Raw genomic sequence first — 17,346 nt, 5'->3', positions numbered from 1 at the left:
AATAACTTAAAGAAATTTAATTGAATACTGCTGCGCTAATATTACTTGGCAAGCTACCGTATATTGAGTAATTCAGGATGATAACGATCATTCTTTATACTGACATTAAACATTATTTTAATTTTATCGTGATAGATCACATCTTGATATACCAAAGCGCTTAATGATCTGTCATATTGATGCTATTTATACGCTTTATTTTGATTAAACACTTTGATTAGGAAAACACATGAAATTCACAGGATTATTTTTAACATTAGCAATCAGCCCTTTTGCTTTTTCTGGTGAAATAGTGACCAGTAACGATGTCCAAGTATTAGCTATAAATGGCACAAAGGTTCAAAGTTCATTTTTAGGAGAAAAGAAACTTGAAACTGAAGATGGAAAACAACAAATTGTAGTTAAATACACAAACAACTTTAGAGATGGAGGATTATTGGAAAGTAGACCATACATCCTTACTGTTGATGTTAAAGGAAAAACAGAAATAACCACTACAAAATTATACAGCTACCCACAAGCTTCTCAGAAACTTAGAACAGGATTAGAATGGTTTGTAGAAAGTGAAAAAGGACAATACCAACTTAAAGATGCAGAACAACTACAAGGAGATGGTTTTATTCCTTATAGTGATATAGAAGGCTTAATTAGCGCTTATAATAATGAAAATGATATCGCAGTTACATCCAACTCTGTAAAGAAAATAACAACCAATAGTTTAATTCAGCAATATAAAGCAGCTGACCTCGAACAAAAAAAGCAATTTAAAATGTGGTTAATAAATAGTGAAACAAAATAAGTATTGTTTTAATTAGATATTGATATCCCTTTATTATTAATAAAGGGATAAATAATATGACGTCATCAAACTATAGTACGCATTAAAACGGCTTAATGTTTTACTGATAACAGATAATTTTTATTTTTCATTATCTTTAATATTATATTTAACTGTTTTTATATTTAATAAATTAATATGGCACAAGGAGATTCATATGGTCACTGTTGAGACCCCTGCTAGCTTCCAATGGAATGATACCAATAGTCATTGGGTAAAAAACTATTTGATGCCTAAAAGTGACTTGCTGGTAACATTGACCGCTGAAGCTGACTTAAGTCTGAATGAGATGACTGAGAGTAAATTTACACAACTTTGTCAGTTGCTAGAAACAACAGCTGAAGGCAGAGAGTTACGTAATAAAATGTTTAAAGCATGGCGCAGTAAGAAATCTCGAGATAGCGACAATGGGAAAAAATTATATACTTTTAACCTGTCTATAAAAGCGGGTGAACAACTTAAAAAAATAGCGAAACAAGCCCCTCTAAACCAAACATTAGAATCCCTGATCTTTGCAGGAAAAAACAACAGTGGAAATGATGAAAAGTTACAGCAACAACTTGCACAATGTAAACTTGAAAATAAGCAGCTTCAACTGCAACTTTCCGATGCACTTCAAAACACACAAACAATAAATGACGATGCTGAAATTGAATCATTAATTAATTCAGACTTACAAGTTACCGAATTAGCGAAACTTGAGAAATCTAAATTAATAAAACAAATTTTAATGCTAAAAAGAAAACGCTAATCATTGCCATCAATTATGTCGATGCTTTAAATGTAAGTAAAACAAGATATTATGATTCATTTACAGGCAACTTTGCTTCATCAACTAAAAACAATACCGATTATATTAAATATGTTGTCTAAATTTCACGCTGGAAAAACGGTTCAATTCAAGGCGTAAATGGCTGTTTCCTTTACTAATACCAAAAGAATTAATAAGGTGATCATTCTTGCTGGTTAAAATCACCCCTAACTGTGTTCTGATTTTTGAAGTGAGAACAACTATCTTCTACAACTCACGCCTTATTAGTGTTAATTTTTCCTGCGCAATTTCTGACCACTTATTTAATTCCATTGGTATAAATTTACAACGAGGAAGTGGGCTGTTTTAACAAGTAAAATAGATAAGCTATTTATTTTGATTGGTATAATAATGTTGAAGATAGACTCCGCATTGGTATGTCTGTTCGCGTGTTTGAGAATAGATGGTCAGCATTAGACTTATCAACAGGTGTATACCAAGGCGCTTATACTGCAAATATATTCAGAATTGGTTTCGCAACCTATGAAGAAGGCGTTAACTCATTACGCTCAACTGAAACTGATCGTCGTTATAATTTAAGCGCAAGCATTACTTGGTAAACATAGAATATCGAGCTTATGCAAAAAAGGGAACGCTAACATTAATTAGCGTTCCCTTTTTTATGTCAATCTACTTACTTTAATTAGTATAACCAAACCAAGTCAGCGGTAGAAGTAACGTATTAATACTAAGTATTCCAAGGATTGCTTGGGTCGTATTTAGGTTCATCTTTTTCTGGTTTATTAGTATTTACTTTATTATCACGCATTGGGTGCTTGCTGCCTTGACCACGCTCCTCTGAATGACGATGACGACTTTGTCGTTTATCATTTTCACGTTCTTGGAATGCAGATGCGGCTTTAGCTTGAGACAGTTCAATAGACTCAATGGTTAACTTCATTGGAGATAACGGCACAATACCATGTTCAAAGCCACGCTCTCTAGGGTCTAAGTGAAACTCGACTTCATTAGGCTTTGGCATACGTTTAAAACGATATAAATAAAAGCTCTCTAACTTTAAGCGAGCCCATTCTGTTTTTTGCAAAAACTTTAAACTACCTTTAATCGTTGGATTGATGTCAAAACACTTGAAGCGCGTTGCAGCAAATAAAATTTTCCAACCATAATGCTCGACTAATTCAGTCAATAAAGTTTCAGTTTTTAAACCATGAAGTGGGTTGTTTTGTTGTAATTCAACAGACATTTATATTCCTAAAGCTAAACATTAAATTTTTGTAGTACATTATATACATAAACTGAAGCATGAGTAGCAGTTAAAGCTTCAAATATTATTATTGGTTTTGAAATATGGCTAATAATAATGATTATAATATTTATATTTTTACTAAGGAATCACCCTTTAATTTTTTAATAATTTCGTTAATACATGCTTGTTTATCGACAACCCATAATCCATAACTAATAGGTAACACATCAATACCTACCCTTTTAAACAATTTATAAGTATTAAACTCAAAGAAATCAACCCATGGTCCTGGATAGCCAATTAAGTCGATAGCCAAATATTGCCCTTCAACACAACATAAAATATCTATTTCAACCCCAGCCACTGAATAACCAGGCCACGTTTTTATATTAACACTGTCAAGTGATGACATTACGGCGCGCTGAAAATTATCTATTTCTGATGTGATTAAGTGATTAGCTTGAAATTCATCAATCGAGTTCAAGTAACATCTTAATAAATTATTTCCAGGTAATATTTTTTCATCTATAGAAATGAACAATAATTGTTTTTGTCTTGCTCGGGTAATACTGACATTAAACACATCTGCTTTATTCAAATAAGCAGCAGCTCTTTTCGAGTCATTATCAACGTTAAAAGAAATAAGCATAATATCCCTTTCTTCACCTTGAAAACCATAAGGAGTGGCAGCTCGAATTTTATATTTAATGATGTCAGATTGCTTAAAATGAATCTCAATTTGTTTCGAAATATGATCTGCTTGATTCCTAAAGGGCGAAATAACACCAATACTTTGTTTTATTCCTGTCTTAACACTGTCACTTATGATGGTTTGAATTGTGTTTGTTATTGCAGTGGCTTCAATATGATTAATACCAAGTTTGTCACGTATCCCATTTACCCGATGAACAAGTAAATGACCGCTATTGGTACTCGGTCGATGCTGCATTATTTTCAGTCTGTTTTGATAAAAATATCGATTACTAAAATGAATAAGCTCAGGTTTACTTCTGAAATGTTCATCAAGGAAACCTAACTGTTTGTCACTATTCACTGCATCTAAGGTTAAGTCTAATATTGAATTATCTCGATAACTAACCACACTACGATTCGTAGTCGTTAAGTTATGTTTAGACATTAACTTTGCTTCTTTCTTTTTAGATAAAAATGAATAATGTCTTAGCTGCTTAGTATCACCAATAATCATTGCACGTTTAGCGCGATATAGCGCAGGTATACAGCTACTAATATTACATTGTGTTGCTTCATCAATAATCACTAGATCAAACATTTCTGACTCTAAAGGCAATACTCGGTATAAAGTATTAAGGCTAACAAGCCAGATAGGAAACGCTGATAAAAGAGCTGAAAATTCAATATCTGCAAATAATTCAAACTGTCGTTTAGAGGTTCGACTACGAATCGCTTTATTAAATGCTTGCAATGATTTTCGTTTTTTAGAAACAAACTCATATAAATTTTTATTTTTTAATGCACTAAGATAATCGCCCGCTAATGTTTCCCGTTGAATGAGTTGAGCATTGATCTCATTTAAAGCATCCCAATGTAGTTTTAACTCTTTCATCCCCCTACTAGCAATCGCTAAATAAAAACGTTTCATCCACTGTGTATTTTTTTGTTCTACTTTTCTTAAGCGCTGTCCTCTGATGATTGCTTTATGGCAGAACTTAACAAATCGATTTTCCAATAATGCTAAGGATGCATTGAGCGTTTGAAGTTCTAATTCGCAGGAATGTGGGTCTTTTATTGATTCTTCAGATAGGTAACCTGTTAATAAACCAGCAATATAATCTTTTAATTTCTTTAAAAACTCTTTTTGTCCTGCTTGTAATGAAATGTCATTTAAAGAAAAGTCATCCCCTAATTTTTCTGCTATCACATTTAATGCGGTGTCGTTATTAGCAACAATTAAGACGGATTGACCTCTTGCCATATGCTCTGCAGCAATAGCGGCAATGGTATAACTCTTACCCGTACCGGGTGGACCATAAGCACAACCTAGGTCAGCATTAGCAGCAATTGATATAATTTTCTTTTGAGGTGTTGAAAGTAAGCCAGGAAGGTAGTCATACTTAACAGGCGTATTAGATATATTATTTTTAGTTGATTCAATTAAACTAATAAGCGGCCTAGACAATGACTGAGATTCAATAATTTCTTCCAGTTCATGAACGACTCCTCTACTACTTGTTGATCTTTCGACAAACACCAACATTGAAATGGGTAATAATTTAAGAGTATTACCTGTTAACGCTTCTTTTATAGCAGAGGAATTAACCAGTTTCGGAAATTGAAGTAATGGAAAAAAATCTAATTGTAATGGGCTATCTTTAAGCCAAGCAGTCCATATTTCAGGTGATTGAAGGTTGTTGACAGAGGTTGAATTTGGTTGGTTATTATTTTCAGGCATTAAAATTTGGGTTAATGACTCATTAATTTCAGGCGTTTTTTGACTAACTGAAAAATAATAATCATCTCCATCTTTTTCTATTTCTGCTTCATTAAATAATAAAGGAGAAACAATCTTCTTATTTTCTCCTTTAATCTCTATTGTGCCAACCACCATAAAGTTAACATAAAGCAACACTCGTTCTCGCTGATATATTTCAACACGGTTAATCATTTTTTCAGCAAAATCAGCTGGGATAGGTAGCCGAGGAAGAAAATCATTCGCAAGATCATCTTGGCCTTGCAATAGAAAGCGATCTTCCTTCTTTAACTTATTGACGTTCCAAAGATTAAGATCTGCACTATCTTCTTTATAACAATCTTTGTAATAAGAAATTATATCCAAGTTGATCAATATAAACTCACCTTAACAATAGATAAAACGGACATCAAACAAGTAATAAAATACACTCATAATCTATATTTATAAGTGTTAATTTAACGTTGTATTTGTCAATAGCATATCAATATGCTCAATGTCATCTTCATCATAAGGCTCAGAAGTAGCAACAAACCCAAGTGATTGATAAAAGGCTTGTAAATGGGATTGTGCTGAAACTTTAATAACAGGCACTTGCATCTCTTCATTAATAAACTCGATTGTTTTGTTCATTAACTTTTTAGCTAAACCTTGATTACGTGAATTTTCAGCAACAACAACTCGGCCTATAGCAACATCAGGATCAGACAAACCAGCGGGTAAAATTCGGCAATAAGCGACTACGTCATCATCTTCTTCTGATATGAGTAGAACATGAATTGATTTTTGATCTAGATTATCCATATCTGAATAAAAGCACGTTTGCTCTAGTACAAATATATCTTGTCGTAATTTTAAGACTTGATATAACCGTAAAGCCGATAGCTCTGAAAAAAACTTAACTTCCCAAGCAAACATTTTCTATTCCTTTTTCTAACGCTAACGCTAATGCATATATACAAGCTTAATAAGCTGTTTTATTTAACGCCCCAAGGATTACTTGGGTCATAAACTGGCTCTTCTTTAATCGTACTTACTTTGTCATAAATACGGTATTTACATGCGATATCAACACGATCGATTAATGCATCAGTAATCGCATTAGGTTCTCTAGGCAATTGATCTTCCGGAATGTTACGATCTCTTGGCGGTTTGGCTAAAAACTTAGGCTCAGGATATGGGTACGCTTTAAATTCATATAAATAAAACACCTCTACTTTTTCACGAGCCCATTGGTTATTGCGTAAAAATTTAGACGTTGATTTCATCCCAGTATGAAAATTAAAGCGATCAATACAAAGCGCTTCACTTAAACCAGGCCAAGTATAATGGTCTGATAGTTCAGTCAGTAACACTTCAAGCTTCAAACCAAATAATGGATTGTTTTGTTTTTTAACGGTCATTTAATGCCTTATTAATAATTGGATCGTACTTTATTGTGTTACGAACGAATGCTCAGGTTGATAATTTAATAAGCTACTATGGACTGAAACACCTTGGTAGCTGAGTTGGTTTATTCGTGCTAAATAGGCAGCACCGGTTAACAAGTGTAAAGCAATATCAACCGCTTTACGCTGCTCATAATCAGATAAATAAGACTCTTTTACCCAACTATTAAACGCACCTAGACTCGGGCCAGCCCATATTTGATAATCCATTTCACGTCCTTTTTCGCCAATATTTGACCAACGTGATGATAGGCCTAAATACCAACGGAATATCAGCGCCATTTTACGTTTAGGGTCGTTAATTGCTCTTGCCAGCATGTCCGAATCTCGCTCATGGAAAAATGCTTTGGTTATTTCCCAAACCTGATCTAAATTTTGACGGAATATTTGTTTTTCTATTTTTTCACGCTCAAGTGCTGGGATGTCTTCGATACTTGCATAGTTACTATATAATTCATAAAGCTTATTCGCTCGCATAGCAAACATAGAGCCACGTTTTACCACTTGTAATTTAACACCCATTTCAAACATATCAGCAGCAGGTGCCATGGTGACATCCGCCATTTCAACATTGGCTAATAATTTTCTAGTGTGCTCTGACGCCCCTGCTTCTACACAAGCTTGGTTCACCGAACCTAATACGATATAAGCTGCTCCCATATTGTAGGCGGCGAGTGCAGACTCAGGTGTTCCAATACCGCCACCCGCACCAACACGTAGCGGCACCATATAGTTATATTTAGCTTGAATTTGATCTCGCTGTTTAATAATAGTCGGCAGTAACGTTAGAAATGGACGGTTATCCGTGTGCCCACCAGAATCAGCTTCTGCAGTAATATCGTCCGCCATCGGCACTTTTAGCGCGAGCTCAGCTTGTAATGCTGTTATTTTTCCTGCTGCTAATAGCTTATCCAGAAACTTTTGTGGTGCTGGTGACATGAACTTCTCAGCCACTTCAGTACGTGATATTTTGGCAATCACTTTGTTATTAATATTAATACTGCCGTCTGCATTTTGTGACAGCCCTGCAACACGGTAATGCACAATATGTTCAGTTAAAGCTAAAAAAGCCGATGCTTCAACAGTGTTTACTCCTAACTTTAAGAAACGTTCAACGGCACCTGATTCTAATGCTTCTTCACTTGGTGCATGAATTAAATTCACCGCAAATGGACCGTGAGGTAATGCTGCTTGAATGCGTTTAATAGAGTCTTCAATGACATCAGGAATTAGCCCTGCTGCACCAAATGAACATAAGAAACCCGCTTGGCCTAAGGCAATAACCAATTCAACGGAAGCAATACCATTTGCCATTGCACCACCATGGTAAGCATATTTTACGTTGTGTGCCTTTTTAAAGGCTTCACTGCCTAATTCTTCTGCTTTAATCGCTTGTGCAAAAGCAATGACTGAGCTTTGTGCCTGCGCATCATTGTTGGTGTTCGAAAGCTCATGACATACCGCAATATCATCTTGTAATTTAGCAAAATAGAGCGGTTTATCTATCGCTAACAATGCTTCCTTTAAACTTATTGCATCTTTTTTTAAGTTCGCTTCTTTAACAGACCAGTTCCAATCTACATTCGCTTTATTAATGCTGATCAATGGCGTTTTATTCACTGCTTGCGTCATTATTTTTCTCTTTAAGCTTCAACAATACTCAGGACAATATCTTTCACTTGGTAAATACGTAAACCATCTTTCGATAAGTTTGCGTCTCCTACTAAGCGCACTTCTGAGTCGGTTGTAATAATTTCTGTAAGATGAATATCTAAACTCATCTGTTTATTTAAAGGTGTAATTTGTCCACGGTATTTCCACGCCACTTTTGTATTCGACGTTGTAAAACGAGGGTTCTTAAATTGTTTCCCTAGGTCATTTGTCAAAGCATAACATTGTAATAGCTCAATGATAGCTTCAACACCTAATGAACCAGGCATTACCGGATCTTGATGGAAGTGATAACGGAAGAACCAATCACTGGCATCAATAGTACGTTCACCATAGATGTAGGCGAGCTTATGGTCACCACCACCTTCTACAATGCTCACGGTATCAACGAAGTTTAATTGCCCACCAGCAAGTCGATATGCAGGTTTTTTCTCGTCTACTGTAAACAGGTTATGTTGTTTGTTCGTTAAATCAATTTGTTTGATTTTTGCCTGTGGTATTTTGTGGTTAACAAACCAAGGTAAGGTGACCTTACCGTTGTCGATGCCAAGTTGATTGGTTAATGAGTCAGCACTAAAGTAACCAAACACCGCACCACCTCGGTAAATAGTTTCACCGTCAACACTCAAATCAAAACTAAAGCTTTGAATGATCGCACCACCCGCCATACTCGTCGACAATAAAACAGACTTATTAATAATGGTTTTACCACGTAAATCAATACGTTTAACTAACTCGCCGTGACCATCTAAATTACGGAAATAAAGATCTTTATCTGGGTATTTTAACGTGGTGCCCATGTAAGCAGAGATAAAGCCATTTGGTTGTAAGGCAATTTCCATTAATAACGAGTAAGGCATCCAATCTTGATGGGTGTTGTTAGTAAAGTACCAAGCATCCTTAGGTACAACATACTCAGCAATACAGCTAGAAGGCGTTTTAAAGTCCATACGCTCTCCTTGCACATCAATGACTTGTGTTACCACTTGCAAGTCACCACAGGGCGTTCTTGGTGGTGTTCGACCTTGGTAAACATCAAAGTCAGGACCAAAACACTGACTTATATCACCAGTAGCAAATTCAAATAGATGCCACGGCGTAAACGGAACACTGTCAGGGGTTCTATTTTGTCCTTGCATTAATGGCGCTTGGAAATGCTTTATAGGCACGACACCTTTGTTAGTCGCTGCGGTCAAATCAGACTCAACACGCATCAAAGGTCGGTCAACATGTACAAAAGGTTTAATACCACGTTCGTCTGGTGTGTCTAAACTCAACACTTCACCGCTAAGTGATGACTCTATATCACCATCAAGTAAGCTACTTTGAGATTGTTTATTTGCAGGTGATTGATCAATCAGCATGACGTTAGTGGGTAATTCCACTGGACATGGGCTGTTCTGATCTTGCTCTTTAATTTCCATACAGAGGTTTTTAAAGTCAACAACCACCTTACCATCAAGAATAATATCAATATTAGCTTTAATGAAAGGACGTGGAGATAACCCAATATCAGTGACTTCCATTCGATAAGTTAATGTATTAGTTTGCGGTCTCACTTGGCCTCGGCAACGAACCGTTTGAGCTTCACCTGCCATAGGTTGAAAGCGTGCATTATTAACCTGTCCATTCATACCTAACCACAACATAAAGAACATCGCCATTTGCCCACAACCTTCAGACATGAGAGAGCCGGCCATCACTTGATCATCTTTAAAATGACAAGGGAAATACCAGTGTTCTGGCGCTAATTCTTTTTGACCTTCTAATATACCTAAGCCCCAATGACCACCATTTCTATCAATCTTAGTAATGCGTTCGATCATTAAGAATTTTTCAGATGAAAACTTCAATGATGGATTACGACCTTGTTGATCATAGGCATCACCAAAACATCCTTTGATATCACCTTGTACGAGCTTCAACATATCTTGGTAGTTATAGTGTGTTTGTGTATTGTGAATTAACGGTGTAAATACTGATTTTTTAGCCGCATCTAATTGAGCTTTATCCGTTGCAGTACTGATCACACCTTTCCCGTCAGCTAACTCTTCATCGGCAAAGAACCCTGCGCAGCCATTACGCATGATCAGTACTTTTTTATCACCAACATAACAATCGTAATGGAAGAAAAACAACAATTGCTCGCCATTTTTAGCGTAAGAATCAATATGAATTTCATAACGTAGCGTTTGACCGCCAAAGGCCATCTCTTCTAAAAAAGTCAATTCACAATCTAATAATCGATAAACCCGCTCGCCTTTGTTTTGAAAGTCGATGCCAATATAAGAGATCAGCATTAAGTCACACTGTCCAGATTCAACTGACACTGACCATGGAATTTGTCCATCAATTAAAAAAGGCGCATCTAATGGAATGTCATACTCTGTAAACATCGATGCTTTTTTATATTGATGTGTCTCCGCATCAAGCTCAGTAACGCGACTGACTAATAAATAATCTGTCGTTGGTAAACGAACACGACGTTTATAGGTATCAATCACACTATATTCATCACCAAATACTTTCCCAATATCCCCTTCAGCAAATTCAACAAGTTGAGCAGTATCAAACACCACTTTTGTTGGTTTGTTGTATTGCTCTATTAATTGTAAATCAGGATAGTGATAACCACTCTGCCCTTGAATAGCGATTGTACCTAATGGCTTTAGCGTATCTTGAGGTTCAGTCATGACAGACGCTTGTTGCTGATGATCTGTATGTTGAGGTTGTAAAGCTTGAGGCTGTAAAAGTTGAGAACCGATATCAGATCCTTTTACATTACTCTCAACTTCACCAGCAGAAACTTGTGCTTGTAGTTTAATTAAACTCGAAATCTGTTTTTCTGCCATAAAACGCGCACGTAAAAAAGCCTGATGGGTTTGACTTTGCTGTTTAATAGTATGACTGACATTAGTAAATACTGTATTTTCAGAGGTCAATTCTGTTTTATTTAACTTGTTTGTATTGTTCAGAGCAGTCTCAGCTACAGAAGATAGTTGTGCTTTTGTTGGCATTTTTTCAGTCGCTTTTCTTTGCATTTTTTCAGCCATAGGATCAACATTAGAAAGATTAAAATTAGGTTTAGTGTTTGAATCAAGTTGCTTGTCGAGCTTATTGCCAAACTTATCATTAAATTTGTGTTGGATTTGTATCATCAACGGGTTGTTTTGCGCTTTACAAATAGAATCAAATATTGATTTCCCACCTAACGTCACTTTTTTAATTAAGCTCGGTTTGCTGATAACGTCCGACCTTGCAATGATTGGTTTAGTCGCATTATTATTTGAAAGGATGAGATGCGCAATACTATTGTCCATGCCTAAACCGTTGATAGCCACGAAATGAGGAGAGGATGCGTTTTTAACGGCTAACACACTAGCAATTAAACTCACCATGCCCGATGCGTTGTAGCAATGTCCTGCCGTTTGTTTAGATGACACAATAGCAGCATTTTTATAATGATTAGACAGTGTTGAATATTCATTTGTTAACTGATGTTGGCTACCCACTGCAAAAGCTTCAACTTGTGTGACTTGCTCTGGTGTTATATCTGCTTGTTTTAATGTACGCGTAATCAGTTGATCATTCGCTGTTTCATTACTATTTAAAGTACTGTTATTAGTAGTAAACAAACAAGCATCAATGTGGGCGTAAATTTTATCACTCGCAATTGATTGCTTAGTTTTATTATTTGCCTCAATATTAGCTTTATTGTTGGTTTTATCATTGGTTTTAAGAACAATTGCCCCTGCCCCTTCACCCACTAACCAATGAGTTTGCAGTGAAGGTGTTGCAGCGACGGATGCATGTTCAGAAACAGGGTTAAAGCGTTGTCTTAAACTGATATTTTCAAAACTACCCGCAAGATCAACACTCGCGATCACCACCGCTTCTACATCGGTTGTTTTTAATAAATTATCTGCAATATCAACACATTTATAAACAGAGTTTTCTTCGCTTGATACGGTGAATGCAGGGCCACTAAAGTCCCATAGTGCTGAAATTCTAGAGGCCATGATGTTACCAATAAAGCTAGTATATTGGTTTAACTGAGCAGGTTCATTAATGCTTTGTTTGCTTATATTAATCAGTTCAGTTAATTGTTGTTCGTTAAGCTCAATACCTTGATCCAATAAACTTTGTTGTATTTGACTGTGTAAATTAACTCGCCCTCGATATTGATGTAAGTCTAGCTCTAATCCCATCGCCACTAATACAGCAACATTAGTTCCCGGCGTTACCTTTGCATCTTTAAGTGCATTATCGGCGACCTTCATCATTAATAATTGCTGAGGAATTAAGCTGTCTTGATCATTGGGTGGAATTTTGAAACGTAAAAAATCAATCTCAAAGTCGCTTACATAATTACCTAAGGGTGCGTTAGACAAACCGACTTTATTTAATACTGATTTTTGTTGTTCTATTCCCTGCCATCGTTGCTTAGGTAGGGTTTTAAAAGCGTTTTGATTGCTTGTTAATAAGCGTTGATAATCAATGAGGTTGTCTATCGAACCAAAATGACAATCCATCCCAACAATGGCAAGCCGATCGACTTGATTTAATGGTTTGTCATTGCTTGTATCTGGTGTATCACCGGCTTGTAAAACAAGATGTGCATTACTACCGCCAAATCCAAAGACACTCACTCCAGCAGTTGGTTTATGCGTATTTTCAGGCCAGTTAATAGTGGTTGTCGGAATTTGTGCCGCTGAGAAATAAGCTTGTTGCGTAGAAATAGCATTATCAACATTGATAGTGGCTGGAATCACTTTATTGTTTAAGGCATAGATGGCTTTAGTCATCGCTGGCATACCTGCCGCTGTTAATAAATGACCAAGGTTTGATTTTGCTGAGCCCAACAAAGGTTTATGGTCATATTGACTAAAATATTGCTCCATAGAGCTTAATTCAACTTTGTCACCTTTTGGGGTGCCTGTGGCATGACATTCAATATAATCAACATGTAATGGATCTATCTGCGCATCTTTATAAGCTTCTTGATAGGCTAACACCTGCCCTTTGCTATTCGGGCTAAGGACAAACTCTCCTTTACCATCATTGGTTAATGCGCCACCTTTAATGACGGCATAAATATTATCACCATCATTAATGGCATCACTGTGTCGCTTAAGCAACATCATGCCTGCGCCCTGTCCGGCAAATAAGCCTTGAGAGTCTTTATCAAAAGGTGCATGTCGGTTATTTTCAGGAAACGCTTGGAAGATAGAAAAGCCCATATTGACAAACAATGAATCTGCAGCAGACACCGCACCTGCTAACATCATATCTGCTTTGCCTGTTTGCAAATAATCACAAGCTAATTTTACGCTATAGCATGAAGATGCACAGGCTGCGTCTAACGCAAAGTAGTTAGCGCCTAATCCATTAACTTGCGCCAATAAAGCTGCAGGGTAACCAGCAACTAATGCATTTTCTGCTGAGACTTGTTTAGTTTCAGCATAGGCCTTTAGCAAGATGTCTTTATGTACCGTCTGTTGTAAAGCAAGTTCAACGACATCACGATACAAATCCATGAACAAATAATTAGATTGCTTAGTAGGAAAAGATAAATTCCCTAAAATTAAGCCACAATTTTTTAATCGTTCACTTTGCCAATATCCAGCATCTTGCAGAGCACGTTTCGTTACATATAAAGACCATTGATGTAAATCATCTAGTTGATTTAAGTCCTGCGCATTAATGTTCGCAGAGCCTTTGTTTAATAAATATTCGGCGGCATCAAAGTGAAAGTCACGGATATAACCGCCATACAAACAATAATACTTATCGCTTTCGCCCTTCTTACCCAAATATTGTTCAGGCTTAACGCCTAACTCCGCTTCAGTGATAGGTGTGCGGTTATCTTGCTGTTGTAATAACTGCTGCCAAAACTCTTCTGGAGCGCTTGAGCCAGGAAATAAATTAGCGATACCTATAACGGCGATGTTTTCCATAAATACTCTCTATGATACTAAAACTGAAGCCGTCAGTTTCTTAACGGGACGTATTAACGAACCACTAAAAAAGGACTGGCAATTAACTGGGTAACCAAGGCTGATTAAAGGCGCGATGGTTTTTAAAATAGCGCTGTAGTCATCTAAATTTTTCTGATTAACTGATAAACAAGTAACAGGCTTCACTTGTTGCTGATTTTTTAGAATACGCTCAATCCATGTGCTTAAGGATTTACCTGCACCCATTTCTATGAAGACTGTTTCGCCTGCTTTGGCCATGCTGTTTATTAAACGCGGAAAATCAACTGGTTCTGTTAAGCATTTACTAATACTTACTGCGATTGCTTTTTCAGTGAGAGGCACAGGCAAATAACAAGAGCTTGAATACAACTGAGTTGATATTTTATGTTTAACCGGTAATGAATAGAGTTTTTGCATATTCTCATATTCACTTTTAGCCAAATCACAATGAATGATATTAGGGATATTTAAAGCAATCGCACGTACTTTTAATTGTTCAGCTAGCTTAAGGCATTGTTCAGGATCACCTGCAATCACAAGGCTTTCATCAGTATTAACAATGGTAATATAAACACGTGGAAAGAATGTAATAAGCGACTCAACTTGCTCAACGGTTGCCTTAAGGTGATAAGACTCCCACAGTGGTTTGTTGTTAGTCGCACTCTCATTCACATGACAAACGCCATCATCACTATCTGTAGTTGAAGAAGTTGAAGTAGTTGAAGTAGTTGAAGTCTTTGTAGTCGCTGTCCTCGTTGCGACGGTAGAAGAAATAGAGGAAGAAACTCCCCATGCACTTTCTAAACGCTTTAAAGTCCCTGAAAGCTGCTCTGTAAAAATGCGGCTTTCACGTAATCGTTGACTCATTTTCTGAGGAGTTTTCCAACAATCAAGCGCTGCAAACATGCTTACCTCTCCCATGCTATAGCCTGCAGCACGGGTCGCCTTTAATTGTAATTGTTGTTGCCATATTGTCGTTAGCAGACAAGCATAACTGACGCCTGCTTCTGCAATATTAGCGAGTTCAGAACGCAGTGATTTTTCAAGCTCAACCGATTGACTATAGTCAGGTTTACTTAATAAACGTGGTGTGATTAATTGATCTTGCAGGCTAAAAGCTAAATCCTCGCTGATATTTAATAGTGCTTGATAGGCTTCAGGGAACAAACGTAATAAGTCTTTGCCCATATTGACATATAACGCCCCCACTCCTGGGTAAACAAAGCTCAGCGGTTGCTGTTGTTTGTTTGCTGTTCGGCGAATAGGCTTAGCACTAAAATAACTACCGGCTGGTGTTTTCCATGGTTTATTCCATGGTGTTTTCCATGGTTTATTATTGTCTAATGAACTTGGGATGCCAGATAATGCTAACTGTAGTTGTTTTTTTAATGTCGAAAATGAACAAGCTAATAACACAACACAGTAACAGTGATCATCAGTACCAGATTCACTAGTTTCTACAGATGATTGGTGTTGATATAAATGATCTGCATATTGACGCGCAGCAAATTGTTTAAATAGTGCTAAATTTTCAAGTTCACCATACGGCTTTGAAGACAGACCTTCGTTCATTTTTTCATATAACAGATCTTCACAGAGTAGATCGTCAGATAGCAGCGCTTCATTTAATGTGTTGATTAACTGTTCAATACTTTGAGCACTAAAAATAACCGGCTTTATAGTTTGTTGTGCAAGAAAGCCATTGTTGATGGCATTCTGTTTCGATGATGCACTTTTAGAGTCGGTACTTTGCTTTAAAACATCATGATCTTTTGAAAGCAGTATTAGTTGATGTGATGAGTCTTCGATATGACTCACAGCCATATAACGCTTAGTGCTCTTTTCAGTAAACACGTTTTTAGGTAACTGGTTTTTAGATAGATGTGTTTTAGATAGCTGTGTTTTAGAAAATAAGTAACTAGTAGAATCCGCTAAGCAATAAAAACCAGAGGTTTCCCAACGAGCTTTGATTAATGAATTACCTTCTTCAATTAAACTTTGTTTAGAACCTAAACGATAATACTGGTCTAAACATAAGATAGATGAAGCCAAAGAAATCATTGCACTAAAATGACCCGATGTGTTTTCAATACAATCAACACTTGTTAGTAATGTCGGTTTGTTTGTAAGTAAACTAGGTTTTAACGTTTCAGGTGATATTGCATTAGTTACATCGTTAGTGGCACCATTAGCGACATCATGATTTACGTTATCATCTATTTCATTGCCTATTTTACACCCTACTCTATAAGATGAAGCATTAAGGCTTTCAAATGCCAATAAACATTGATATTGATGTTCTTTATTGGTTTGAGCCGTTAAAGATGACGTTGTTAATAACGATTCAATTTGTTCAGGCTGTAACTGATTGTCAGCAATAAAGGCTTGGATATGGTCAGAGGTAACATTTGATTTGTTGCCATTAACACAAGATGAATACGCATTAATTTCTGCATAAACATGACATAAACTCAGCTGCTGAAGAAATTGAGCTCGTTTTTCAGCTTCCGTTACCAATGGTTCAATCATTCTGACATCTGTTAGTAGTGATTTAGCACACACTAAAACAGCAGCAACACCATCCCGTTGTAATTGATTAAGAGATAAGATGACAACAGCACGCTTATTATTTTCACTTCGCTGATAGGCCGTTAACAAAGCATCATTCAATGACAGTGCATTAGCCGTATTAGCAAAGCCAACCTCGATCCTATTGATAATATCATTTGAAGGTGCGTTTAATAAAATAAGTTCAACGTCTGAAGCGGCTAAGTGATTGGTATTTAATAAACGTTCAAGCAGTAAATTAGCATCATCAATAACAAGTCCAAGATCATCTTGCTTTATAAGCGTGATCGGTTTATTGCTATAAAGATGGTAATCGAACGCATCAATCCCTTTGACTGATGCAAAACTTACCTCCAAACCAATCACTGCTAACATG

Annotated in this window: 10 protein-coding genes; 3 read left to right on the top strand and 7 right to left on the bottom strand. The window is 36.5% G+C overall.

Features of this window, described 5'->3' with window-relative positions; translation table 11 throughout:
- Positions 1–229 precede the first annotated feature (229 nt).
- From SP041_RS03580 to SP041_RS20835, 3 genes are all read left to right on the top strand, one after another.
- Positions 230–799: a DUF2057 family protein gene (locus tag SP041_RS03580; RefSeq protein WP_137297409.1), complete on the top strand. Its 570-nt coding sequence runs from the start codon at positions 230–232 to the stop codon at positions 797–799.
- Positions 800–995: 196 nt separating this feature from the next.
- Positions 996–1,589, top strand: coding sequence for a hypothetical protein (locus SP041_RS03575; RefSeq protein ID WP_137297408.1), 594 nt, complete (start codon positions 996–998; stop codon positions 1,587–1,589).
- A 449-nt stretch (positions 1,590–2,038) separates the two neighbouring features.
- On the top strand, positions 2,039–2,209 hold the full coding sequence (locus SP041_RS20835; protein ID WP_170968519.1) for a hypothetical protein: 171 nt from the start codon (positions 2,039–2,041) through the stop codon (positions 2,207–2,209).
- A gap of 128 nt (positions 2,210–2,337) precedes the next feature.
- Here the strand turns inward: SP041_RS20835 and SP041_RS03570 are convergent, their stop codons facing one another.
- The 7 genes from SP041_RS03570 to SP041_RS03540 all read right to left on the bottom strand — a co-directional run bounded on the left by SP041_RS03570 (position 2,338) and on the right by SP041_RS03540 (position 17,345).
- On the bottom strand, positions 2,338–2,853 hold the full coding sequence (locus tag SP041_RS03570) for a VF530 family DNA-binding protein (protein WP_025563376.1): 516 nt from the start codon (positions 2,851–2,853) through the stop codon (positions 2,338–2,340).
- A gap of 130 nt (positions 2,854–2,983) precedes the next feature.
- Positions 2,984–5,680 carry an AAA domain-containing protein gene (locus tag SP041_RS03565; RefSeq protein ID WP_025563375.1) on the bottom strand — a complete coding sequence of 899 codons (2,697 nt, stop codon included), beginning with the start codon at positions 5,678–5,680 and terminating at the stop codon, positions 2,984–2,986.
- Between the two features lie 78 nt (positions 5,681–5,758).
- Positions 5,759–6,223, bottom strand: coding sequence for a GNAT family N-acetyltransferase (locus SP041_RS03560; protein ID WP_025563374.1), 465 nt, complete (start codon positions 6,221–6,223; stop codon positions 5,759–5,761).
- A 59-nt stretch (positions 6,224–6,282) separates the two neighbouring features.
- Positions 6,283–6,708: a VF530 family protein gene (locus SP041_RS03555; RefSeq protein WP_025563373.1), complete on the bottom strand. Its 426-nt coding sequence runs from the start codon at positions 6,706–6,708 to the stop codon at positions 6,283–6,285.
- Positions 6,709–6,738: 30 nt separating this feature from the next.
- Positions 6,739–8,385 carry a PfaD family polyunsaturated fatty acid/polyketide biosynthesis protein gene (locus SP041_RS03550; RefSeq protein ID WP_051368466.1) on the bottom strand — a complete coding sequence of 549 codons (1,647 nt, stop codon included), beginning with the start codon at positions 8,383–8,385 and terminating at the stop codon, positions 6,739–6,741.
- A gap of 11 nt (positions 8,386–8,396) precedes the next feature.
- Entirely contained in the window at positions 8,397–14,381 is a 5,985-nt protein-coding gene (locus SP041_RS03545) for a beta-ketoacyl synthase N-terminal-like domain-containing protein (protein ID WP_025563371.1), read from the bottom strand.
- 9 nt (positions 14,382–14,390) lie between these two features.
- Positions 14,391–17,345, bottom strand: coding sequence for a hypothetical protein (locus tag SP041_RS03540; RefSeq protein WP_025563370.1), 2,955 nt, complete (start codon positions 17,343–17,345; stop codon positions 14,391–14,393).
- Between the last annotated feature and the right edge of the window lies 1 nt (position 17,346).

Origin of the sequence: Psychromonas sp. SP041, assembly GCF_000470315.2 — a bacterium.
Lineage (GTDB): Bacteria > Pseudomonadota > Gammaproteobacteria > Enterobacterales > Psychromonadaceae > Psychromonas.
The sequence above is the reverse complement of the archived record's forward strand: the minus strand, read 5'-3'. Positions and strand labels throughout refer to the sequence as shown.